Annotated in this window: 17 protein-coding genes; 10 read left to right on the top strand and 7 right to left on the bottom strand. The window is 64.7% G+C overall.

The features are described from left to right. Positions 1 to 72: 72 nt before the first annotated feature. Positions 73 to 702, top strand: a complete 630-nt coding sequence (locus C7449_RS10660; RefSeq protein WP_108003184.1) for a MarC family protein — start codon at positions 73 to 75, stop codon at positions 700 to 702. 10 nt (positions 703 to 712) lie between these two features. On the opposite strand, the gene C7449_RS10655 is transcribed toward C7449_RS10660, so the two are convergent. Both C7449_RS10655 and C7449_RS10650 read right to left on the bottom strand, forming a co-directional pair. Continuing rightward, entirely contained in the window at positions 713 to 1,576 is an 864-nt protein-coding gene (locus C7449_RS10655; protein ID WP_108003183.1) for an oxygenase MpaB family protein, read from the bottom strand. A gap of 260 nt (positions 1,577 to 1,836) precedes the next feature. Further along, on the bottom strand, positions 1,837 to 2,364 hold the full coding sequence (locus C7449_RS10650) for a single-stranded DNA-binding protein (protein WP_108002799.1): 528 nt from the start codon (positions 2,362 to 2,364) through the stop codon (positions 1,837 to 1,839). Positions 2,365 to 2,660: 296 nt separating this feature from the next. Here C7449_RS10650 and uvrA point away from each other — a divergent pair, with 296 nt between their 5' ends. Genes uvrA through C7449_RS10635 form a run of 3 tightly spaced genes read left to right on the top strand, consistent with a single transcriptional unit; the run spans position 2,661 to position 7,055 of the window. Further along, the gene (gene uvrA, locus C7449_RS10645; RefSeq protein WP_108002798.1) at positions 2,661 to 5,579 is read left to right on the top strand and encodes an excinuclease ABC subunit UvrA; all 2,919 of its coding nucleotides are present in this window, start codon (positions 2,661 to 2,663) and stop codon (positions 5,577 to 5,579) included. A gap of 5 nt (positions 5,580 to 5,584) precedes the next feature. Next, positions 5,585 to 6,208, top strand: a complete 624-nt coding sequence (locus tag C7449_RS10640) for a glutathione S-transferase family protein (protein ID WP_108002797.1) — start codon at positions 5,585 to 5,587, stop codon at positions 6,206 to 6,208. Between the two features lie 34 nt (positions 6,209 to 6,242). Next, positions 6,243 to 7,055 carry a DUF72 domain-containing protein gene (locus C7449_RS10635; RefSeq protein WP_108002796.1) on the top strand — a complete coding sequence of 271 codons (813 nt, stop codon included), beginning with the start codon at positions 6,243 to 6,245 and terminating at the stop codon, positions 7,053 to 7,055. A gap of 21 nt (positions 7,056 to 7,076) precedes the next feature. Here the strand turns inward: C7449_RS10635 and C7449_RS10630 are convergent, their stop codons facing one another. Both C7449_RS10630 and C7449_RS10625 read right to left on the bottom strand, forming a co-directional pair. Next, positions 7,077 to 7,970: an EamA family transporter gene (locus C7449_RS10630; RefSeq protein WP_108002795.1), complete on the bottom strand. Its 894-nt coding sequence runs from the start codon at positions 7,968 to 7,970 to the stop codon at positions 7,077 to 7,079. Between the two features lie 150 nt (positions 7,971 to 8,120). Then, positions 8,121 to 9,608: an NAD(P)H-hydrate dehydratase gene (locus C7449_RS10625; RefSeq protein WP_108002794.1), complete on the bottom strand. Its 1,488-nt coding sequence runs from the start codon at positions 9,606 to 9,608 to the stop codon at positions 8,121 to 8,123. Positions 9,609 to 9,950: 342 nt separating this feature from the next. On the opposite strand from C7449_RS10625, the gene C7449_RS10620 reads away from it, so the two are divergent. The 3 genes from C7449_RS10620 to hspQ all read left to right on the top strand — a co-directional run bounded on the left by C7449_RS10620 (position 9,951) and on the right by hspQ (position 12,376). Continuing rightward, a complete protein-coding gene (locus C7449_RS10620; protein ID WP_108002793.1) occupies positions 9,951 to 10,289 on the top strand; it encodes a P-II family nitrogen regulator in 339 nt (112 codons plus the stop codon). 74 nt (positions 10,290 to 10,363) lie between these two features. After that, entirely contained in the window at positions 10,364 to 11,773 is a 1,410-nt protein-coding gene (glnA, locus tag C7449_RS10615) for a type I glutamate--ammonia ligase (protein ID WP_108002792.1), read from the top strand. A 267-nt stretch (positions 11,774 to 12,040) separates the two neighbouring features. Then, positions 12,041 to 12,376 (top strand): heat shock protein HspQ, encoded by a 336-nt coding sequence (hspQ, locus tag C7449_RS10610; protein ID WP_108002791.1) that lies wholly within the window; start codon positions 12,041 to 12,043, stop codon positions 12,374 to 12,376. A gap of 84 nt (positions 12,377 to 12,460) precedes the next feature. Here the strand turns inward: hspQ and C7449_RS10605 are convergent, their stop codons facing one another. Continuing rightward, positions 12,461 to 13,084, bottom strand: coding sequence for an invasion associated locus B family protein (locus C7449_RS10605; protein ID WP_108002790.1), 624 nt, complete (start codon positions 13,082 to 13,084; stop codon positions 12,461 to 12,463). A gap of 265 nt (positions 13,085 to 13,349) precedes the next feature. Between C7449_RS10605 and C7449_RS10600 the strand changes: the two genes are divergently transcribed. Both C7449_RS10600 and C7449_RS10595 read left to right on the top strand, forming a co-directional pair. Further along, the gene (locus C7449_RS10600; RefSeq protein ID WP_245414352.1) at positions 13,350 to 15,161 is read left to right on the top strand and encodes an extracellular solute-binding protein; all 1,812 of its coding nucleotides are present in this window, start codon (positions 13,350 to 13,352) and stop codon (positions 15,159 to 15,161) included. A gap of 110 nt (positions 15,162 to 15,271) precedes the next feature. Further along, on the top strand, positions 15,272 to 15,943 hold the full coding sequence (locus tag C7449_RS10595; protein WP_108002789.1) for a DsbA family oxidoreductase: 672 nt from the start codon (positions 15,272 to 15,274) through the stop codon (positions 15,941 to 15,943). Between the two features lie 82 nt (positions 15,944 to 16,025). Here the strand turns inward: C7449_RS10595 and mfd are convergent, their stop codons facing one another. Together mfd and C7449_RS10585 are read right to left on the bottom strand one after the other, a co-directional pair. Continuing rightward, entirely contained in the window at positions 16,026 to 19,535 is a 3,510-nt protein-coding gene (mfd, locus tag C7449_RS10590; RefSeq protein ID WP_108002788.1) for a transcription-repair coupling factor, read from the bottom strand. Next, positions 19,532 to 19,849 carry an FAD assembly factor SdhE gene (locus C7449_RS10585; protein WP_108002787.1) on the bottom strand — a complete coding sequence of 106 codons (318 nt, stop codon included), beginning with the start codon at positions 19,847 to 19,849 and terminating at the stop codon, positions 19,532 to 19,534. Before C7449_RS10585 ends, mfd begins: the two co-directional genes overlap by 4 nt. A gap of 174 nt (positions 19,850 to 20,023) precedes the next feature. Here C7449_RS10585 and recG point away from each other — a divergent pair, with 174 nt between their 5' ends. After that, the gene (gene recG / locus C7449_RS10580) at positions 20,024 to 22,129 is read left to right on the top strand and encodes an ATP-dependent DNA helicase RecG (protein WP_108002786.1); all 2,106 of its coding nucleotides are present in this window, start codon (positions 20,024 to 20,026) and stop codon (positions 22,127 to 22,129) included. Positions 22,130 to 22,133 lie beyond the last annotated feature (4 nt).

The following is a 22,133-nucleotide window of genomic DNA, read 5'->3' as shown; positions in this document are numbered from 1 at the left end:
CCGCCTCTCCCCTAACAATAACGCGGAAAAGCGCCGCAAGAGCGCGCCCGAATGGCAAGGGGGATCGGCCGAATGTACGACATGGATCTGGTCGTCAACGCATTGACGACCGTGCTTGTGACCCTCGACCCGCCCGGCCTCGCGCCGATCTTTCTCGGGCTGACGGCGGGCATGACCCGCGCCGACCGTCGACAGGTGGCGCTGCGCGGCTGCATCATTGCCTTCGGCATCCTGGCGGTTTTCGCCGTGTTCGGCACAGGCGTGCTCGGCCTGCTCGGCATCTCGATGGGCGCCTTCCGCATCGCCGGCGGCATGCTCCTCTTCTACATCGCCTTCGAGATGGTGTTCGAGCGTCGCCAGGAGCGCAAGGAGAAGACGTCGGAGGTGGCGATCACCAAGGACCACATCCGCAATATCGCCGTCTTTCCCCTGGCCTTGCCGCTGATTGCCGGCCCCGGCGCCATCTCGGCGACGATCCTGCTTTCCGGCTCGTTTGCCTCGCCAGTCGGACGCGGCGCACTGATCGTCGTCATCGCGCTGTGCGTGGGCGTCGTCTACCTGACGCTAGCCATCGCCGAGCGCGTCGACCGCTATCTCGGCGTCACGGGCCGGGCCATCCTGACACGGCTTCTGGGCGTCATCCTCGCCGCGCTCGCGGTGCAGTTCGTGGTGGACGGGATCCGCGCGGCCTTCGTGGTCTAGGCAGGGTGCGTCAGCGCCCGTACAGATGGTCCTCCGGCAATCCCATTCGTCGGCACGCCTGTGCCGGCGGACTGGACGGCAAGACGGTGTTGTCAGCGGCGGCACAGAGCAAGCGCAAGAGGCTGACATCGCCCAACCGAAGGACGTACTTCTCCTTCAGTCCGATGTGTTCGCGGATCTGCGGCGGCACCAGCTCGACAGCACCACGTACGAACAGGCCCTGCAGGCTGCGCAGCGGGCGCGGCAGAAGCGCGCGGCTGCGCATGATGTCGAGGAATTCGAGAATGATCGGAGAAGGTTCGAGCCGGTCCAACATCCGCTCGAGCAGCAGCTCCCATTGGTCGGCCGACGCCGGCGCGTTGACGGCCCCATATAGGCGGGAAGTCTGGGCCCCTTCCGCGAACGCCTGAGAAATCTCCTGTTCGCTCAGCGGCGAGGCATAGCGGCTGTATGCGGTCACGAAGCCGAATGTCGCAGTCGCCTGGACCCAGTCCAGCAGTTCGGGGTCGCTTGCATGATAGGCAACCCCGTCCGGCGTTGTCCCGGCAATCCGCTCGTGGCGGCGGACAACGCCAGCAATCATGCTCTCGGCCGTCCGCCTTGGTCCGTAGACGGTCATCATCGCCGCGAGCCCGGTGCGCTGCAGTCTTCGGAGCGGATCCTTCCGGAAGGAACTGTGCTCCCAAACCCCCGTTCGGACCGCCGGCTCGGCAAGTTCGAGGATGACGGCCGTGATGCCGCCGATCAGCACCGAGACGGGGTTCTTGAAGATGCGCCACGACAGCGAATCGGACGACAGGAGCGCGGCTTCACCGGGCGGCTGCGAAAAATCGATGGCCCGACTGCCGGGCGGGAACATGGCGCGCACCGCCATGCCGTCGATGAACCGACCGAATGGGGACAGGAGCACTTTTGCCGGAGATGCCTTTTTCGGGTGCATATCCAACATCTGCGCCCTTGCGGACGGAAATCAACCCCTGCAGGGGCGTCCCGTCACGCCATCCGCCAAGTCGCCTGCCTCAGCGCTTTCGGATGACCGCCATGCGGAGCCGTGGTAAGACGCGGCAGGCGTTTATCCGTCCTCAGGTCGCCGGCTCATTGGGCGACCTCTAGCTCCGAAGGGCGCATGAGGGCCTAGAACGGGATGTCGTCGTCCATGTCGCGCGAGAAGTTCGACGCTCCACCGCCCCGGCTTGCGCCGCCGGACGAGGACGGCTGCGAGCCGTAGTCGTCATAGCTCGGCGCGCCGCCGCCATAGTTGCCGGCGCCGCCGAAGTCGGAGCCGCCGCGACGGTCGCCTCCGCCCTCGCCGCGACCGTCAAGCATTGTCAGCGTCGAGTTGAAGCCCTGCAGCACCACTTCCGTCGAATAGCGGTCGTTGCCGTTCTGATCCTGCCACTTGCGGGTCTGCAACGCGCCTTCGATATAGAGCTTGGCGCCCTTCTTCACATACTGTTCGACGACCTTGCAGAGACCTTCGTTGAACACCACGACGTTGTGCCACTCGGTCTTCTCGCGGCGCTCGCCGGAATTGCGGTCGCGCCAGCTCTCCGAGGTCGCAATGCGCAGGTTGGCGATCGGGCGGCCGTCCTGGGTGCGGCGGATTTCCGGATCCGCCCCGACGTTGCCGATCAGGATTACCTTGTTGACGCTGCCTGCCATACGCTTTTGTCCTTGTTGGCGCTCCGGACAGACCCCGGACCGCATGAATTTCATCCGTTCATCTTAACGGCTGGCGGCAGCAGGCGCCGCCCCATGGGCCAGACAATCCACAGATTCAGATTCCGGTGTATTTCGTTCTTTTTTTGTTCTAGTAAATCCCTGCAATCTTGTCAACCGAATCGGAAAGAGGCACGGTTTTGCCGATAACGCGCATGGACAGGCGGGTTCCAGTCCCTACATAGGGTGCGCTACCGACAAACGTCTTCTTCCGATCCCGGACATCTGGCGCTGGACACATGAGCGAACTCAAGACCATTTCCATTCGCGGCGCACGCGAGCACAACCTCAAGGGCATCGACCTCGACCTGCCGCGCAACAAGCTGATCGTGATGACCGGGTTGTCGGGCTCCGGCAAGTCGTCGCTGGCTTTCGATACGATCTACGCCGAGGGGCAGCGCCGCTATGTGGAAAGCCTGTCTGCCTACGCGCGGCAGTTCCTGGAGATGATGCAGAAGCCGGATGTCGACCAGATCGACGGGCTGTCGCCGGCCATCTCCATCGAACAGAAGACGACGTCGAAGAACCCGCGTTCGACCGTCGGCACGGTCACCGAGATCTACGACTACATGCGCCTCCTGTTCGCCCGCGTCGGGGTACCCTATTCGCCGGCAACAGGCCTTCCGATCGAGAGCCAGACCGTCAGCCAGATGGTCGATCGGGTCATCGATTTCGGCGAAGGCACGCGTCTCTACATCCTGGCGCCGATCGTGCGTGGCCGGAAGGGCGAGTATAAGAAGGAACTCGCCGAGCTGATGAAGAAGGGCTTCCAGCGCGTCAAGGTCGACGGTCAGTTCTACGAAATCGCCGACGTCCCCGCGCTCGACAAGAAATACAAGCACGACATCGACGTCGTGGTCGACCGCGTCGTGGTGCGTCCGGACCTCGCCGCCCGCCTCGCCGACAGCCTCGAGACCTGCCTGAAGCTGGCCGATGGACTGGCCATTGCCGAGTTCGCCGACAAGCCGCTGCCAGCGGAGGAAACCGCCGCCGGCGGCGCGGCCAACAAATCGCTCAACGAGACACATCAGCGGGTGATGTTCTCGGAGAAGTTCGCCTGCCCGGTCTCCGGCTTCACCATTCCGGAGATCGAGCCACGGCTGTTCTCGTTCAACAATCCCTTCGGCGCCTGCCCGACCTGCGACGGGCTCGGCAGCCAGCAGAAGATCGACCCCGACCTGATCACTCCCGAGCCGCAGCGCACCCTGCGCGACGGCGCGATTGCGCCCTGGGCCAAGTCGTCCTCGCCCTATTACAACCAGACGCTTGAGGCGCTCGGCGCAGCCTATGGCTTCAAGCTCTCGAACCGCTGGTCGGAGCTGTCCGAGAAGGCGCAGCGGGCCATCCTCTATGGCACCGACGAGAAGATCGAGTTTCACTACCAGGACGGCGCGCGGTCCTACAAGACGACCAAGACCTTCGAGGGCATCGTGCCGAACCTCGAGCGGCGCTGGAAGGAGACGGATTCCGCCTGGGCGCGCGAGGAGATCGAGCGCTACATGTCGGCTGCACCCTGCCCCGCCTGCAACGGCTATCGGCTGAAGCCGGAGGCTTTGGCTGTGAAGATCGACAAGCTGCATATCGGCCAGGTCACCGACATGTCGATCCGCGTCGCGCGCGACTGGTTCGACGCGCTGCCCGGCCACATGAACGCCAAGCAGAACGAAATTGCCGTCCGGATCCTCAAGGAGATCCGCGAGCGCCTGCGCTTCCTCAACGACGTCGGCCTCGAATACCTGAGCCTGTCGCGCAATTCCGGCACGCTGTCGGGCGGCGAGAGCCAGCGCATCCGGCTGGCCTCGCAGATCGGCTCCGGCCTGACCGGCGTGCTCTATGTGCTGGACGAGCCGTCGATCGGCCTGCACCAGCGCGACAACGCCCGGCTGCTGGAGACGCTGCGGCATCTGCGCGACATCGGCAACACGGTGATCGTCGTCGAGCACGACGAGGACGCGATCCTGACGGCCGATTACGTGGTCGACATCGGCCCCGCCGCCGGTATCCATGGCGGCGAGGTCGTGGCCCAGGGCACGCCGGCGGACATCATGGCGAACCCGAACTCGCTGACCGGAAAATATCTCTCCGGCGACCTTGCCGTCTCGGTTCCCGCCGAACGCCGCAAGCCGAAAAAGAAGAAGGAGATTACCGTCGTCGGCGCCCGGGCGAACAACCTGAAGAACGTCACAGCCTCTATCCCCCTCGGCGTCTTCACCGCCGTCACCGGCGTCTCGGGCGGCGGCAAGTCGACCTTCCTGATCGAGACGCTCTACAAGTCGGCGGCGCGACGCATCATGGGTGCGCGCGAGATCGCCGCCGAGCACGACCGCATCGACGGCTTCGAATACATCGACAAGGTGATCGACATCGACCAGTCTCCGATCGGCCGCACGCCGCGCTCGAACCCGGCCACCTATACCGGCGCCTTCACGCCGATCCGCGACTGGTTCGCCGGGCTGCCGGAGGCGAAGGCGCGCGGCTACCAGCCGGGCCGCTTCTCCTTCAACGTCAAAGGCGGGCGTTGCGAAGCCTGCCAGGGCGACGGCGTCATCAAGATCGAGATGCACTTCCTGCCCGACGTCTACGTCACCTGCGATGTCTGCCACGGCAAGCGCTACAATCGCGAGACGCTCGATGTCACCTTCAAGGGCAAGTCGATCGCCGACGTGCTCGATATGACGGTGGAGGAAGGCGTCGAGTTCTTCGCCGCCGTCCCGGCGGTACGCGACAAGCTGGTGACGCTGAACCAGGTCGGCCTAGGCTACATTAAGGTCGGCCAGCAGGCCAACACGCTGTCGGGAGGCGAGGCGCAGCGCGTCAAGCTCGCCAAGGAGCTCTCGAAACGGTCCACGGGTCGGACGCTCTATATCCTCGACGAGCCGACCACCGGCCTGCACTTCCATGACGTGGCAAAGCTGCTGGAGGTGCTGCACGAACTCGTCAACCAGGGCAATTCGGTGGTGGTGATCGAGCATAACCTGGAGGTCATCAAGACGGCCGACTGGATCATCGACTTCGGCCCGGAGGGCGGCGACGGCGGCGGCGAGGTGATCGCCCAGGGCACGCCGGAGGACGTGGTGAAGGTCGAGCGATCCTACACCGGCCACTTCCTCAAGGAACTGCTGGAACGACGGCCGGTCCGCAAGGCGGCGGCGGAGTAGGTGCGATGATCCTGATCGGCCAGTACGACTCGTCCTATGTCCGCCGCGCCGCAATCGCCATGCGGCTCTATGGGCTGCCGTTCGAGCATCGGCCCTGGTCGGTGTTCAGCGAGGGGGAAAAGGTGCGGGCCGTCAATCCCCTGATGCGGGTGCCGACGCTGGTGCTCGACGACGGCGACATCGTGGCCGACAGCAATTCCATCCTGGATTTTCTCGACGGCCTGGTGCCTGCGGAAAAGAGATTGCTGCCGCAGGACGAGCCGCAGCGACGGCGGGCGCTGAAGATCATGACCTTTGCAACCGGACTGGCCGACAAGGGCGTCAGCCTGTTCTACGAACAACATCTGCACGAGGCTCCGTCGGCCTATTTCGTCGAGCGCTGCCGCGCGCAGATCGCCGCCGTGCTCACCGCGCTGGATGCGGACCGCGCCGCGCGGCCGGGCGCTTATTGGTTCGGCCGGATCACCCATGCGGATATCGCGGTCGCCTGTGCCTGGCGGCATGTCGGCGAGGCACATCCCGGGCTCATCGATCAGGCCGCCTATAAGGCGCTCGCGGCCCACTGCGCCAGCATGGAGGCCTTGCCGGTCTTCAAGGAAATCTCGCAGCCATTCATCGCGCCCGCTTAGCGCGCGCCCCACCCTGTCGTCGAGGAGCGCAGGCATGAGCACATCCGGCACCATCCGCACCGGCATCGGCGGCTGGACTTTCGAGCCCTGGGAGGGCAGCTTCTACCCTGAGAAACTCGCGAAGAAGCGCCAGCTTGAATTTGCCAGCCGCGAATTGACGGCGATCGAGATCAACGGGACCTATTACAGCTCCCAGAAGCCCGAGACCTTCGCCCGCTGGGCCACCGAGGTGCCGGAGGGCTTCGTCTTTTCGCTGAAGGCCAGCCGCTTCGCGACCAACCGCAAGGTCCTCGGCGAGGCCGGCGAGTCGGTTCAGCGCTTTCTCGGCCAGGGACTGACGGAACTCGGTGCCCATCTCGGTCCCATTCTCTGGCAGTTTGCGCCGACGAAGAGGTTCGATCCGGTGGATTTCGAGGCGTTCCTGAAGCTGCTGCCGGACAGGCAGGACGGTCTGCCGCTTCGTCACGCATTGGAGGTGCGCCACCCTTCGTTCATCGATCCGGAATTTGCCGCGCTCGCCCGCAAGCACAGGGCCGCGATCGTCTACGCGCACCATGACGAGTATCCCGAGATCGCCGACATCACGGCCGATTTTGTCTATGCCCGCCTGCAGCGGGGCTCGGACGACGTCCCGACGTGTTATCCGCCTGCCGAACTCGACGCATGGGCCGATCGCCTGCAGGAGTGGGCCGAGGGCGGCCGGCCGCGCGACCTGCCGCTGTGCGACCCGGAGCACCAGACCGCCAAAGAGCCGCGCGACGTCTTTGCCTTCTTCATCTCCTCCGGAAAGGTGAATGCCCCCAACGGGGCACGCGAGCTTTACAGCCGCGCCGGCCCGCGCGGCTGAGCAAAGCCGAGCAGCGCAACGTCAGGAGGTAGCGGAAACCGGCCGGCGCAGCCTGCCCAGCAGCCGCGGCCCCAGGGCGGTCAGCACGAGGCCGCAGACGACGAGGCCGGCGCCAGCGAGCCGGAGCGGGCCGAAGCTTTCCCCGAGCACCAGCGCCGAAGACCCGATGCCGAACACCGGAACGAGCAGGGAAAACGGCGCCACCGTCGAGACGCCGTGCTTCCGGATCATGTAGCCCCAGACGCCGAACCCGAAAATGGTGGCGATATAGGCGATGTAAGCGACCGCGCCGAGACCCTGCCATGACAGCGCCGAAAGCGCGGCGATGTCGTGGTCGAGGCCCTCGGCGACCAGCGAGATGATCGCCAGCGGGATCGGCGGCACGAGGCTCACCCAGACCATCAGCGCCAGCATGTCGACGCTGCCGACCTTCTTCATCAGCAGGTTCGAGCAAGCCCAGGCGAGGCCGGCGGCGAGCGCCAGTGCCAGGCCGGCAAAGGTGAACCCCTTGTCGACGGTGATGGCGATCGCTGCCATGCCGACGAAGGCCACGAAAATTCCGAGCGACTGCACGGGACGCGGCCGATCGGCGTAGACCAGGGCCGCCAGCAGCACGGTGAAGAACGCCTGCGACTGCAACAGCAATGACGCCAGCCCGGCGGACAGGCCGATATCCATGCCGATGAAGAGAAAACTGAACTTCACCACGCCCAGCACAACGCCGATGCCGAGGATGAGCCGCCAGGAAACGTCGGGTCGCGGCAGGAAGAAGACGAGTGGCACCGCAGCGAACAGGAAGCGCAGCGCGGAGAAGAGGATCGGCGGGAAGTTGGCGATGCCGATCTTGATGACGACGAAGTTGAAGCCCCAAGCGGCCGCGACGAGAATGAGAAGTGCGATATCAATCAGGCCCATGGTCCCGGTTTTCCGCTGCGAGCCGCCGCGAGCGACGGCATCGATGTTTTGGGGCGCCGGTACGGCTACTCACGCCCTTCCGGCGACCAAGTGAGCGCCCGCCGCGTCATTGATGGGCGGAGCATGATCAAACGGTCAGGCTCATCCAAGTCATTTGATTTGATCGAAACCATTCAGGAAATTGATGAGGTCTTCTGCGGTCATTCCCGACCCCGCGGCCGCTGCCGCCGCGCCATGGCGCCAGACGCCCGCCGCAGCAGCCTCAAAAGCCGGCATGCCTTGCGCCAGATGGGCGGCGATGACACCGGAGAGCACGTCGCCCGAGCCGGCCGTTGCCAGCCACGGCGGCGCGTTGGCGTTGATGAGCGCGCGGCCGTCGGGCGCGGCAATCACCGTATCGGCCCCCTTGAGGACGATTACGGCATGGCTGCGCAGCGCCGCCGCACGCGCCCGGTCCACTTTCGACAGCGTCGCGTCGTCGGCGAGATCGGCAAAGAGGCGGGCGAACTCGCCGGCATGCGGCGTCATGACGAGTCTGATCGGTCCATCCGAGAAGGCATGGAAAAGCCGGTCCGGCTCATCGCGGAACGCGGTGATCCCGTCTGCGTCGAGCACCAGCGGCCTGCCCGACTCGGCCAGCGCCAGTACGTAATTGCGCGCTCGCGCAAAGTCGCCAAGGCCGGGACCCAGGGCGAAAGCGGAAAACCTCGGATCGGACAACAGGGTCCGCAATGCCGCGAGATTGTCGATCTGCCTGACCATCACCGCAGTGACGTGCGCGGCGTTGGCGTCCGCTGCCTCGGCCGGGGAAAGGAGCGTCACGAGCCCTGCCCCCGCCTTCAGGCCGGCGCCGGCCGCAAGGCGTGCCGCCCCGGTGGTAAGCCTCCCGCCGCTGAAGACCCCCAGATGGCCGTGCCCGTACTTATGGGCGTCGATACCGGCGCTGGGCAGGCTCATGCGCCAGAGGTGCGGTTCGTTGACGCGAAGATGGTGAGAGGCGGCGGAAACGATCCTTGCGGGTATCCCGATGTCGTAGATCTCCAGTGACCCGCAGAACGATCGCCCCGGCATCAGCAGGTGACCGGGCTTGCGGCACATGAAGGTGACGGTGCGCTCTGCCTGGAACGCGGCCCCCCGGACGGCGCCGGTGCGCCCATCGATGCCGCTCGGCAGATCGATTGCGATCACCGGAATGGCAAGGCTGTTCACCCGTTCGATCGCCGCGCAGAGGGGCTCCGCGAGATCGCGGGCGAGCCCGGCACCGAACAGCGCGTCGATCACGACATCGCCCCGCATGGGCTGGTAATCCACGAACGGTCGGGCAAGACCGCGATAACGCCTTCGCGCCCTGCCCGCATCGCCCTTCGTCGGCGGTGGCCCGAAGGCAAACAGTTCGACGGTGCACCCGGTTTTCAACAACGCCCGTGCTGCCACGTAGCCGTCGCCGCCATTGTTCCCAGGGCCGGCCAGCACGACAAAACGCAACGCACCGGGATGATGCCTCAACGCCACGGCGGCGACCGCCTGTCCGGCACGCTCCATCAGCGCAAAGCTGTCCAGGCCACTATCCGCGGCCGCTCTGTCGATGCCGGCCATTTCGGACGGCGTGACGACGAGGGTTTCAAGGTCGATGTGCATGCGGCGACAATGCCTGCAAATCGGTGAACGCGCCATGGCAATTTCATTTCGACCAAATGCACAAGATTTGGGCAGCTGCACGCCTTTGGCGCTCAAATCGCGGGCTGCGGTCGCTCTTTGACATGACGGTCATGCGACACAATCTATGCCGGCGCATTTTTTGGGCAGATCACGCCGCGTGTTCGCGTCGCAATGGTCGGCATTCGCAGCCGGTGCAGCAAACCGGCTGCGACAAAATGGACAGTTCCGAGCGCTAGCCTCGAACTGGCACGCAAAATGCATCAGACTGGGCAGCGGGGATCGACCCCGGTCAAAAACGAAAGAAGCGGAGAGACATTTCTCATGAAAAAGATCGAAGCGATCATCAAGCCATTCAAGCTGGATGAGGTGAAGGAGGCGCTTCAGGAGGTCGGGCTGCAAGGCATCACCGTCACCGAGGCGAAGGGCTTCGGACGCCAGAAGGGTCATACGGAGCTCTACCGGGGCGCCGAGTACGTGGTCGACTTCCTACCCAAGGTGAAGGTCGAGGTCGTGCTGGCCGACGATCACGTCGAGGCCGTCATCGAGGCGATCCGCAATGCAGCGCAGACCGGCCGGATCGGCGACGGCAAGATTTTCGTTTCCAACATCGAGGAAGTCATCCGCATCCGCACCGGCGAGACCGGCGTCGACGCCATCTGACCCCAGCCATACCAATCCATCGGTCATCCGGCCGGTGCTCTCACCTCGTCATCTCACACAGGGACTTTCGAAAAATGACGACTGCCAGTGATATTCTCAAGCAAATCAAGGAAAACGACGTAAAGTTCGTCGACCTGCGCTTCACCGACGTAAAGGGCAAGCTGCAGCACGTGACGATGGACGTTTCCTGCGTGGACGAGGACATGTTCGCCGACGGCGTGATGTTCGACGGCTCCTCGATCGGCGGCTGGAAGGCCATCAATGAATCGGACATGGTGCTGATGCCAGACCCGGTGACCGCCCACATGGACCCGTTCTTCGCGCAGTCGACCATGGTCATTGTCTGCGACATCCTGGATCCGGTCTCCGGCGAAGCCTATAACCGCGACCCGCGCGGCATCGCGAAGAAGGCCGAGGCCTACCTCAAGGCCGCCGGCATCGGCGACACCGTGTTTGTTGGTCCGGAGCCCGAGTTCTTCGTGTTCGACGACGTCAAGTACAAGGCCGATCCCTACAACACCGGCTTCAAGCTCGACTCGTCCGAACTGCCCTCCAACGACGACACCGACTACGAGACCGGCAACCTCGGCCACCGGCCGCGCGTCAAGGGCGGCTATTTCCCGGTCCCGCCGGTCGACAGCTGCCAGGACATGCGCTCGGAGATGCTGACGGTCATGGCCGAAATGGGCGTTGTCGTCGAGAAGCAGCACCACGAGGTGGCCGCTGCCCAGCACGAACTCGGGGTCAAGTTCGACACGCTCGTTCGCAGCGCCGACAAGGTGCAGATCTACAAGTACGTCGTCCACCAGGTCGCCAATGCCTACGGCAAGACGGCCACGTTCATGCCGAAGCCGATCTTCGGAGATAACGGCTCGGGCATGCACGTGCACCTGTCGATCTGGAAGGACAGCAAGCCGACCTTCGCCGGGGACGAGTATGCCGGCCTGTCGGAATCCTGCCTCTACTTCATCGGCGGCATCATCAAGCATGCCAAGGCCATCAACGCCTTCACCAACCCGACGACCAACTCCTACAAGCGTCTCGTGCCGGGCTACGAGGCGCCGGTCCTGCTCGCCTACTCGGCGCGCAACCGCTCGGCTTCCTGCCGCATTCCGTTCGGCACCGGTCCGAAGTCGAAGCGCGTCGAGGTCCGCTTCCCCGACCCGCTCGGCAACCCCTATCTCAGCTTCGCCGCCATGCTGATGGCCGGCCTCGACGGCATCAAGAACAAGATCCATCCGGGCAAGGCCATGGACAAGGACCTCTATGACCTGCCGCCGAAGGAACTGAAGAAGATCCCGACCGTCTGCGGAAGCCTGCGCGAAGCGCTGGAAAGCCTCGACAAGGACCGCAAGTTCCTGACGGTCGGCGGGGTGTTCGACGACGACCAGATCGACTCCTACATCGAACTCAAGATGGCGGAAGTCATGCGCTACGACATGACCCCGCATCCCGTCGAGTTCGACATGTATTACTCGGCCTGAGGCAGCGCAGCCGTTTGTCCCGGCTGAGGGGACGCAAGGGGTCCGGCAATTGCCGGGCCCCTTTTTTATGTGTCTCACCCTTGAGCAGCCTGCCCCCGGGCGTCATGACCAGGGACGGGAGACGCCTCACTTTGAACGTAGGCTGCCTCGCCGCACGAGAACCGTGGCGAGCAGATCGTCGACCCGGCGGGCCGCGTACTCTGAACGGCTAAGGCCTTGAGTTTTTAAGGGCCGCTTCCCAAATAGGGAACGAAAGGAAGGCCAAGGATGAAGATCAGAACTGCCAGATTCGGTATCGGAGACGTCGTTCGGCACCGCGTGCATCCGTTCCGCGGCGTGGTCTTCGACGTCGACCCGGAGTTCGCCAACACGGACGCGTGGTGGAATTCAATTCCCGCAGAAATCCGCCCGTCGAAGGACCAGCCGTTCTATCACCTCTTCGCCGAGAACGCGCAGACGGAATACATCGCATACGTCTCCGAGCAGAACCTCGAGCTGGACGACAGCGGCATACCGATGCGGCATACCCAGGTTCGGGCGCTGATGGTTCCCGACGACGCGGGCATGTACCGTTGGAAGGTGAACGCCGGCATCATGCACTGACGCACCTCCCCCTGTGACTGGTGACAGTATCGCGCCATGAAAAAACCCGGCCTGGTGGCCGGGTTCTTCGTGTATCGGTCGGACTTACTGGCTCTTGGCAGCCTTCTGGGCGTCTTCGAGCTTCTTGCGGGCTTCGTCCGCCTTCTTCTGCATTTCTTCCTGCAGCAGGCGCTGGCGCTCCTCGAGCTTGGACTGTTCGATCGGCTCGCCATCAAAGGCGCCGGTAAAGCCCGACAGCGACATCTTGATGGGGTTCGGCGAACGCTGGAAGTTGACCGAGGTGAAGACAACCTCGCCGCCCTTCTTCAGGCTGGCCAGCAACTGGTCCGTCAGTGGGGCCTCGGCGACGCACTTGTCAGGCATGCAGATAGCGTAGTCGAGCTTCTGCGGCTTGCCGCCGTCGATCTGCATGGCGATGCCCGGGGGAACCAGACGGGCGCTGGGGACCGAAACCTGGATGATCTTGCGGTTGACCTTACCCTCGACCGTGATGAGGCCGACTGCGGTGAGCAGCTGGCCACCGCCGGCGGTGAGAAGGTTCTGGACGATGCAGACGTCGTTGTCTTCCTGCTTGGTGCAGACCTTGAACCAGCCCTGCGGAGCTGCAGCCTGCTGTGCCTGGGCGACTGACGGCAGCGCGCCCGCCAACAGCGAAACCGCGAATGTCGAAAGCACAGCCTGTTTGGTGAAGATCGATTTGAAGATCATAACGAGTCCCGTCTCCTGAAGTCCGATGCCGAGCGCTGTTCGCCCTGAATGTTCCGGTCAGCCGTGCGCTCTCCTGTCGGCGAAATGAGGCAATTGCATGACCCGTCTCTTCGGTTTCCCTGTTACAATGAGCCGTTGCAGATATCCAGTCTCCCACCCGTGTTTTTGCCCAGACTTCCTGAAAAATAGGCCTTCAACATTGTTTGCGGGCGACGCGACCATGTAAGTTCGGGCCGACTCGACCCGGCATTTACGAGGAATCATCTTGCGGGCATTACTGACAGCACTCTTCATCGGCCTTGCGGTGCAGCCGGTCGGCCATGCGGCGTCCGCCCCCCTGCACGGCATCGCCATGCACGGTGATCCAGCCCTGCCGCCGGGCTACAAGCACTTTCCCTACGTCAATCCCGACGTGAAGAAGGGCGGCAGCATCACCTACGGCGTCGTCGGCACGTTCGACAATCTCAACCCGTTCATTCTGAAGAGCATGCGCACCACGGCGCGCGGCATGTGGGATCCGGAATTCGGCAACCTTGTCTACGAGTCGCTGATGCAGCGTTCGCGCGACGAGGCGTTCTCCATGTACGGGCTTCTCGCCGAATCGGTTGAGTGGGACGAGGCGCGCAGCTTCATCCAGTTCAACCTCGCCCCGAAGGCGAGGTGGGCGGACGGCATACCGGTGACACCCGATGACGTCATCTTCAGCTTCGAGCTGCTGCGCGACAAGGGGCGCTCGCCGTTCAGTCGCCGGCTCGACGTCGTCTCGAAGATGGAACAGATCGGCGAGCACGGAATCCGCTTCACCTTCAACGACAAGGCCGATCGCGAATCGCCGCTGCTGCTGGCCCTGTCGCCGGTGCTACCCAGGCACGCAACCGACGTCGAGGGTTTCGACCGCACCAGTTTGAAGTTTCCGCTCGGGTCAGGCCCCTACCGGGTCAAGGAGGTCAAGCCGGGCGAGAAGATCGTCTACGAGCGCAATTTTGACTACTGGGGCCGCGACATTCCCTCAAAGGTCGGCTTCGACAACTACGACAGGATCACGGTCGAGTATTTCCTGCAGGAAAACTCGCTGTTCGAGGCTTTCAAGAAGGGCGATGTCGATATCTTTCAGGAGGGGAATCCAACGAAGTGGGCGCGTGGCTACGGCTTTCCCGCGGTGACGTCGGGCGAGATCGTCAAGGACGTCTTCAAGCCGCAGGTCCCGTCCGGCATGCTCGGCTTCGTCTTCAACACCCGCCGGCCGATGTTTTCCGACGTCCGTGTCCGCCACGGCCTGTCGCTCGTCTTCGACTTCGAGTGGGTCAACCGGAACCTGTTCGAAAACGCCTACAAACGGACGGAGAGTTTCTGGCAGAACTCTGAGCTTTCCTCTCTCGGCGTGCCGGCGGATGACAAGGAGCGGCAGTTGCTCGGGCCGGCGCTCTCGCGAATCGAGCCGGCGATCCTTGACGGCACCTATCGCTGGCCGAAGACCGATGCGTCAGGCCGGGACCGCAAGGTGTTGAAGCAGGCGGTGATTCTGCTGAAGGAAGCGGGGTACTCGATCAAGGACGGCGTCATGAGCGACGCCTCCGGCAGGCCGCTGGCGTTCGAGATCATGACCCAGAATGCCGACCAGGAAAAACTCGCCCTCGCCTACCAGCGCTTCCTTGCAGCTCTCGGCATCCGCGCCTCCGTACGGACAGTCGACGATTCGCAATACCAGAGCCGCGTGCAGACCTTCGACTACGACGTCATCATCCGCGCCTATGCCTCCTCGCTGTCGCCGGGGATCGAGCAGGCTGTGCGGTGGCGCTCCGACTTCCGCGAACGCGACGGCAGCGAAGCCTTCGCCGGTGCAGACGATCCCGACGTCGACCGGCTGGTCGACGCGATCCTGACGGCCCGAAGCGCCGAGGACTTCCGTTCCGCCGTGCGGGCGCACGACCGGCTGCTGCTTTCCAACCACTATGTGCTGCCGCTCTACCATCTCGGACAGCAATGGGTGGCGCGCCACCGTCGTATCGCCCGCCCGGAGACCGTGCCTCTCTACGGCTACCAGCTTCCGGTGTGGTGGGACGCGAAGGCCCAGTGACGGCTCCAGCGCCCCGCCGGTGAACGGCGGGAGTTTGGGCCAGCGTGTTGAATAGTGCGGCAAGGGCGACTATCTGCCTAGTAAGCCGGATCATAGAGGACGAGACAGACATGGAAACGGTAACGATCGACGTCGTCTCCGACGTGGTGTGCCCATGGTGCTATCTCGGCAAGAAGCGGCTGGAACAGGCGATCCAGTCGGTCTGCGACGAGGTGGAGGTGGCCGTCACCTTTCGCCCTTACCAGCTCAATCCCGACATGCCGGTGCAGGGCGTCGATCACAAGAAGCACCTGGCCGAGAAACTCGGTGGCGCGGAAGCCGTCGAGAGGACGCACCGCAAGCTGACCGAAATGGGCCATGAAGCGGGCATCGACTTTCATTTCGATGCGATCGCAACCAGCCCCAACACGCTCGATGCGCACCGGCTGATGCGATGGGCGATGATCGAGGATCCCGAGGTGCAGAACCGGCTGACGCTGGCGCTGTTCAAGGCCTATTTCGAAGAGGGCAGAAATATCGGCGATCGCGCCGTGCTGCTCGACATTGCCGAGGCGGCGGGCATGGACCGCGCCGTCGTCTGCGCCCTGTTTTCCGCCGGCGCCGACGTCGATTCGGTGAAGGAGGAGATCGGCATAGCGCGCGAGATGGGCGTGACCGGCGTTCCCTGCTTCATCATCGACAACAAATATGCCGTGATGGGCGCACAGTCGAGCGAGGTGCTCGCCGGCGCGCTGCGCGAGGTCGCGGCGCTGAAGAAGTCCGAAACGGCAACCGGCGCCTGAGCAGCAGGCCGCGCAGGCCGATCAGAAACATCCGACCGTTCAGCGAGCTAACCGCAATAGGAGGCGCGGCAACCGCCGCGCCCTACGTCGGCTGCTTCGCCAACGCCGCGAGTTGCGTCATCAGCTGCGCTGCTCCCGTCAGCCGCTTCTCCGGCGTCGGCAGGTCGCGGGACAGGAACAGGCTCTGGTCCGGGCGGATCTTGGCCAGTGTGCCTTGCTTGGCGATGTAGCCGACGAGCGCGGCGGGATTCGGGAACTCCTTGTGGCGGAACTGGATGACGACGCCCTTCGGGCCGGCATCCAGCTTCTCGACATTGGCGACGCGGCAGAGCGACTTGATGTAGACGATCTTCAGCAGGTGCTGCACCTCGATCGGCAGCGGCCCGAAACGGTCGATCAGTTCGGCGCCGAACGAGTCGATCTCGCTGAGGTCGGTGATCTCGCCGAGCCGGCGGTAGAGGCCGAGCCGCAGGTGCAGGTCGGGCACGTAGTCGTCCGGGATCATCACCGGCGTGCCGACGGAAATCTGCGGCGACCAGCCGGTGTCGATGATCTCCTCGTCACCCTTGATCTCGGCGACCGCTTCCTCGAGCATCTGCTGATACAGCTCAAAACCGACCTCCTTGATGTGGCCGGACTGCTCCTCGCCGAGCAGGTTGCCCGCACCGCGAATGTCCAGGTCGTGGCTGGCGAGCTGGAAGCCGGCGCCGAGCGTGTCGAGCGACTGCAGCACCTTCAGCCGCCGCTCCGCCGTGGCGGTCAGCTTCTTGTTCACCGGCAGGGTCATCAGCGCAAAGGCACGCACCTTGGACCGCCCGACCCGACCGCGCAGCTGGTAGAGCTGGGCCAGTCCGAACATGTCGGCGCGATGGACGATCAGCGTATTGGCCGTCGGCACGTCGAGGCCCGACTCGACGATGGTCGTCGACAGCAGTACGTCGTAACGCCCGTCATAGAAGGCGTTCATGATGTCCTCGAGTTCGGTGGCGGGCATCTGGCCATGGGCGACTGCCACCTTCAGCTCCGGGACGTCCTGTTGCAGGAACTCCTGAATTTCAGCCAGGTCGCTGAGGCGCGGGCAGACGTAAAAACTCTGGCCGCCGCGATAGTGTTCGCGCATCAGCGTCTCGCGGATCACCAGTGGATCGAAGGGCGAAATGAAGGTGCGCACTGCCATGCGGTCGACGGGCGGCGTGGTGATGAGCGAGAGTTCGCGCACGCCGGTCATGGCAAGCTGCAGCGTGCGCGGGATCGGCGTGGCCGACAGCGTCAGCACATGCACGTCGCTCTTGAGCTCCTTCAGCCGCTCCTTGTGCTTGACGCCGAAATGCTGCTCCTCGTCGATGATGAGCAGGCCGAGATTGGCGAACTTGATCCCGCTTCCGAGCAGCGCGTGGGTTCCGACGACGATGTCGGTCTTGCCCTCGGCAACCTCTTTCTTGGTAAGCGCCAATTCCTTGGAACCGACCAGGCGCGAGGCCTGCTGCAGGCGGATCGGCAGGCCACGGAAGCGCTCGGAGAAAGTCTTGAAATGCTGGCGCGCCAGCAAGGTGGTCGGCACCACCACCGCCACCTGCACGCCGTTCATGGCGGCGATGAAGGCGGCGCGCAGCGCGACCTCCGTCTTGCCGAATCCGACATCGCCGCAGACCAGCCGGTCCATCGGCCTGCCGGCGCCGAGATCCTCACGCACCGCGTCGATCGCATTCGCCTGGTCGTCGGTCTCGTCATAGGGAAAGCGTGCAGCGAACTCGTCATAGACGCCGTCCTGTGCGGTCAGCACCGGCGCGTGGCGCACGAGCCGGGCGGCGGCGACCTGGATCAGGCCGCCCGCCATTTCCAGCAGGCGTTTCTTCAGCTTGGCCTTGCGTGCCTGCCAGGCGACCCCGCCGAGCTTGTCGAGGATCGCATCTGACCCCTCGCCGCCGTAGCGCGAGAGCAGGTCGATGTTCTCGACCGGCAGGAACAGCTTGGCGTCGTCGGCGTACACGAGTTCAAGGCAGGCGTGTGGCGCGCCCGCGGCCTCGATCGTCCGCAACCCGACGAAGCGGCCGATGCCGTGCTCGGCGTGAACCACGATGCTGCCTTCATCCAGGCCGGCCACCTCCGAGATGAAGTCGGCGCCGCGCTTGCGCCGCCGCGACCGGCGGACCATGCGGTCGCCGAGAATGTCCTGCTCGCCGATGAAGACCAGGTCGCCGACCTCGAAGCCGTTCTCGAGGCTCAGGACGGCAGAACCGGCCTGCCCCGGCTTCAGATTGCGCAACGAGGCAAGGTCGGCAACACCAACGACGTTGCCCAGACCATGCTCGCCGAGAACCTGCATCAGGCGGTCGAGGGAGCCCTCGCTCCAGCCGGTGACGAGCACCTTCCGACCGGAAGCGCGCAGATCGGCGATGTATTTCACCACCTGGTCGAAGACGTTGACGCGGTCGTTGCCGGCCTCGCCCTCCCTGGTGGCCTTCGCCCAACGCACCCCGGCACGTGCGCCGATCGCAAACACCCGTCGCGCCTCACCCTCATGCTCGTTGAAAGGCGAGATGCGGATGGCGTCGTGCTCGTCCAGCAGTGCCGCGAAGCGTTCGTCGTCGAGGTAGAGCTGGCCGGGTGGGACCGGCTTATAGGGCGTCGCCTGGGCCAGCTGTCCCTTGGCGGAGGCGGAGGTCTGCCGGGCCTCAAAGTAGTCGCGCACCAGCTTCGAGCGTTCCGCGGCCGCCTCACGTGCGGCATGGTCCGTCACGATGCGGAAACCGGCGAGGTAGTCGAAGGCGGTCTCAACGCGTTCGTAGAACAGCGGCAGCCAGTGTTCCATGCCTGCAAAGCGCCTGCCCTCGGAGACCGCCTGGTAGAGGGCGTCGTCGCGCGTGGCGGCACCGAAAAGCGACAGATACTGGGTGCGGAAGCGGCTGATCGTCTCGGGCGTCAGCGTCACTTCGCTCATCGGATTGAGTTCGAAGCTCTTCGCCTGTCCGGTCGAGCGCTGGCTGCCCGGATCGAAGGCGCGGATACTCTCCAGCGTGTCGCCGAAGAAGTCGAGGCGCAATGGCTCCGGACTGCCGGGAACGAAGACATCGAGGATGCCGCCACGCACCGCATATTCGCCAACCTCGCGCACGGTAGCGACCCGGTCGAAGCCGTTTTGCTCGAGGCGGGCGGCGAGGTCGTCCATGCGCACCTGATTTCCCGGCCGGGCCGAGAAGCCCAGACTGCCGATGACCTGCCGCGGAGCCGTCTTCTGCAGCATCGCATTGACGGTGACGAGGACGATCGCCGGGTGCGGCTTGTCCTTGTGGGCGTTCAGCGCCGAGAGCGCCGCGAGCCGCCGCGCCGATGTGTCGGAGCTCGGCGAGACGCGGTCGTAGGGCAGGCAATCCCAGCCGGGCAGCGTCAGAACCGGAATTCCGGGAGCGGCAAAGCCGAGCATCTGCTCCATGTCACTGATGCGCTGCCCGTCGGACATGACGTAGGCCACGGAGCCGAACTCGCGCGCCAGTTCGGCAACCACGAGCGCTTCGGCCCCGCTCGGCACCGCTCCGATCGTCGCGGGCTGGCCGATCGTGGCAAGTTCTGCGGTATCGAGCCCTGGTATCATTTCGCCTTCCCGATGGTCTCGACCGTCACCGGCGAGAAGTCCGGCTTGAACGCGCAGATGCGCGGGAAGATCCCGGTGCGGAACCGTTCCGGCGTCGGCCTTTCGCCGGTCACCCACTTCACGAGGTCAGCGTCGTCAACGGCCAGGATCGCCTCCAGTTCGTCCAGTTCGGCATCGGAGAGCGTCGCGATCTCCGCGTCGGCGAAGGCACCGAGCACCAGGTCCATCTCGCGTATGCCGCGATGCCAGCAGCGGAAGAGGGTGCGTTTGCGGCGCGGGTCGATGTCTGCGCTCGTTCGGGTGGTGCCGGTCATGTCCACTGTCTTTCCCGCATGAGAAACCTGCCGCGGCGCGCGATGGAGGGCGGCCGAACAGAAAGGCGACGGGCCCGTCCGGATGGCCGAGGGCGACCGTCGCGGTCTCTATAGACGGTCGAAAACGGATTGTCAGCCTTGCCAAGCAGCGATTTTCCAGCGCATTTTGGCCCCATGCGCCCTGCCCTGCTCGACCCGCTTTTCGCCTCACTCGCCAACCTTCCCGGCATAGGGCCGAAGACCGGCGAGCTGTTTGCGAAGCTGCTCGGACAGGAGAGCATTGAGGAGTGCCGGGTCGTCGACCTCGTCTTCCACACGCCTTCCGGCCTGATCGACCGCCGCAACCAGCCGGGCATCGCGCACGCGCCGCAGGGGGCGATCGTCACCATATCCGGCCGCGTCGACCGTCACCAGCCGCCGCCGCGCGGCAGGTCGAACGTGCCCTACCGGGTTTTCCTGCACGACGACACCGGCGAACTGGCCCTTACCTTCTTCCGCGCCAAGGGCGACTGGCTGGCCAAATCACTGCCGGTGGACGAGCAGGTGATCGTCAGCGGCAAGATCGACTGGTTCAACGGGCGGGCTTCGATGGTCCATCCCGACTACATGGTCAAGGCTGCCGAGGCCGAGGCGATGCCGATGGTCGAGCCGATCTACGGCCTGACGGCGGGCCTGTCGCCGCGAACGCTGCGAAAGGCGATCGAGGCCGCCGTCAGCAGAATCCCGCACCTGCCGGAATGGGGCGATAAAACCCTTATCGCCCGGCAGGGTTTTCCCGGCGCGACCGACGCCTTTACAGCCCTGCACAATCCACGCGATGCACTCGATCTCGATCCGCAAGCACCCTCCCGCCGGCGGCTCGCCTATGACGAGTTCCTCGCCGGGCAGGTGTCGCTGGCGCTGGTGCGGCAGAACCTGCGCCGTCTCGCCGGCCGGCCGGTGATCGCCACCGGCGAACTGAGCGGCAAGGTTCTCGGGGGGCTGCCCTTTGCGCTGACCAGCAGCCAGTCGGCTGCGATAGCCGAAATCCTCGAGGACATGGCGACCGATCAGCGCATGCTCCGCCTGCTGCAGGGCGACGTCGGCTCGGGCAAGACCGCCGTGGCGCTGATGGCGATGCTGGCAGCCGTCGAAGCGGGTGGGCAGGCCGTGCTGATGGCGCCGACCGAGATCCTGGCGCGCCAGCACCACGCGACGCTGTCGCGCATGGCCGAACCGGCCGGACTGACGATCGACGTGCTCACCGGACGCACCAAGGGCCGCGAACGGGAGCAGATCCTGGAGCGGATCGCATCCGGCGAGACGAACATCGTGATCGGCACCCACGCGCTCTTCCAGGACAATGTCAACTACCGGGACCTTGCTCTGGCCGTGGTCGACGAGCAGCACCGGTTCGGCGTGCACCAGCGCCTGCGGCTGACCGCCAAGGGGATTTCGCCTCACATGCTGGTGATGACGGCCACCCCGATACCACGGACCCTCGTGCTTGCTGCCTTCGGCGACATGGACGTGTCCAAGCTGACCGAGAAGCCGGCCGGCCGCAAACCTATCCAGACCGTGGTCGTGCCGCAGGAACGCACCGACGAGATCGTCGAACGCCTGCGGGGCGCGATCTCCGAGGGCAAGAAGGCCTACTGGATCTGCCCGCTCGTCGAGGAGACCGAGGAATCGGAGCTGATGTCCGTGGAGGAGCGCCACGCGGCGCTCGCGAGGGTGTTTGGCGACAAGGCGGGTCTCGTGCATGGCCGCATGAACGGTGCACAGAAGGACGAGGCGATGCTCGCCTTCAAGAACGGCGAGACGCGCCTTCTTGTCGCCACCACCGTGGTCGAGGTCGGCGTCGACGTGCCGGACGCCTCGATCATGGTGATCGAGCACGCCGAGCGATTCGGGCTGGCACAGCTGCACCAGTTACGAGGCCGCGTCGGGCGGGGCGACGCAGCTTCGACCTGCATACTGCTCTACAAGGGCCCGTTAAGCGAGAACGGCCGGGCGCGGCTGGGCATCTTGCGGGAAACGGAGGACGGCTTCCGGATCGCCGAGGAAGACCTGAAGCTGCGCGGCGAAGGCGAGTTGCTCGGCACCCGCCAGTCCGGCACGCCGGGCTTTCTCATCGCCAGCCTCGAAGCGCATGGCGACCTGCTGGAGATCGCCCGCAAGGATGCGGCGCTGGTGCTGGAGAAGGACCCGGACCTGATGACCGAACGCGGGCAGGCGTTGCGCACCCTGCTTTATCTCTACCGGCGCGACGAGGCGATCCGTTTCCTGCGGGCGGGCTGACTTC

Source organism: Mycoplana dimorpha, assembly GCF_003046475.1.
Lineage (GTDB): Bacteria > Pseudomonadota > Alphaproteobacteria > Rhizobiales > Rhizobiaceae > Mycoplana > Mycoplana dimorpha.
This window is presented reverse-complemented; position numbering and strand designations above follow the sequence as displayed.

Coding starts and splice junctions, on each gene's coding strand:
- C7449_RS10620 (WP_108002793.1), top strand. CDS start 9,951: ATGAAAAAGATCGAAGCGATCATCAAGCCATTCAAGCTGGATGAGGTG.
- C7449_RS10655 (WP_108003183.1), bottom strand. CDS start 1,576: ATGGCGGTGCGCGCCATGTTCCCGCCCGGCAGTCGGGCCATCGATTTT.
- C7449_RS10605 (WP_108002790.1), bottom strand. CDS start 13,084: ATGATCTTCAAATCGATCTTCACCAAACAGGCTGTGCTTTCGACATTC.
- C7449_RS10640 (WP_108002797.1), top strand. CDS start 5,585: ATGATCCTGATCGGCCAGTACGACTCGTCCTATGTCCGCCGCGCCGCA.
- hspQ (WP_108002791.1), top strand. CDS start 12,041: ATGAAGATCAGAACTGCCAGATTCGGTATCGGAGACGTCGTTCGGCAC.
- C7449_RS10660 (WP_108003184.1), top strand. CDS start 73: ATGTACGACATGGATCTGGTCGTCAACGCATTGACGACCGTGCTTGTG.
- C7449_RS10635 (WP_108002796.1), top strand. CDS start 6,243: ATGAGCACATCCGGCACCATCCGCACCGGCATCGGCGGCTGGACTTTC.
- recG (WP_108002786.1), top strand. CDS start 20,024: ATGCGCCCTGCCCTGCTCGACCCGCTTTTCGCCTCACTCGCCAACCTT.
- glnA (WP_108002792.1), top strand. CDS start 10,364: ATGACGACTGCCAGTGATATTCTCAAGCAAATCAAGGAAAACGACGTA.
- C7449_RS10585 (WP_108002787.1), bottom strand. CDS start 19,849: ATGACCGGCACCACCCGAACGAGCGCAGACATCGACCCGCGCCGCAAA.
- C7449_RS10650 (WP_108002799.1), bottom strand. CDS start 2,364: ATGGCAGGCAGCGTCAACAAGGTAATCCTGATCGGCAACGTCGGGGCG.
- C7449_RS10595 (WP_108002789.1), top strand. CDS start 15,272: ATGGAAACGGTAACGATCGACGTCGTCTCCGACGTGGTGTGCCCATGG.
- mfd (WP_108002788.1), bottom strand. CDS start 19,535: ATGATACCAGGGCTCGATACCGCAGAACTTGCCACGATCGGCCAGCCC.
- C7449_RS10630 (WP_108002795.1), bottom strand. CDS start 7,970: ATGGGCCTGATTGATATCGCACTTCTCATTCTCGTCGCGGCCGCTTGG.
- C7449_RS10625 (WP_108002794.1), bottom strand. CDS start 9,608: ATGCACATCGACCTTGAAACCCTCGTCGTCACGCCGTCCGAAATGGCC.
- uvrA (WP_108002798.1), top strand. CDS start 2,661: ATGAGCGAACTCAAGACCATTTCCATTCGCGGCGCACGCGAGCACAAC.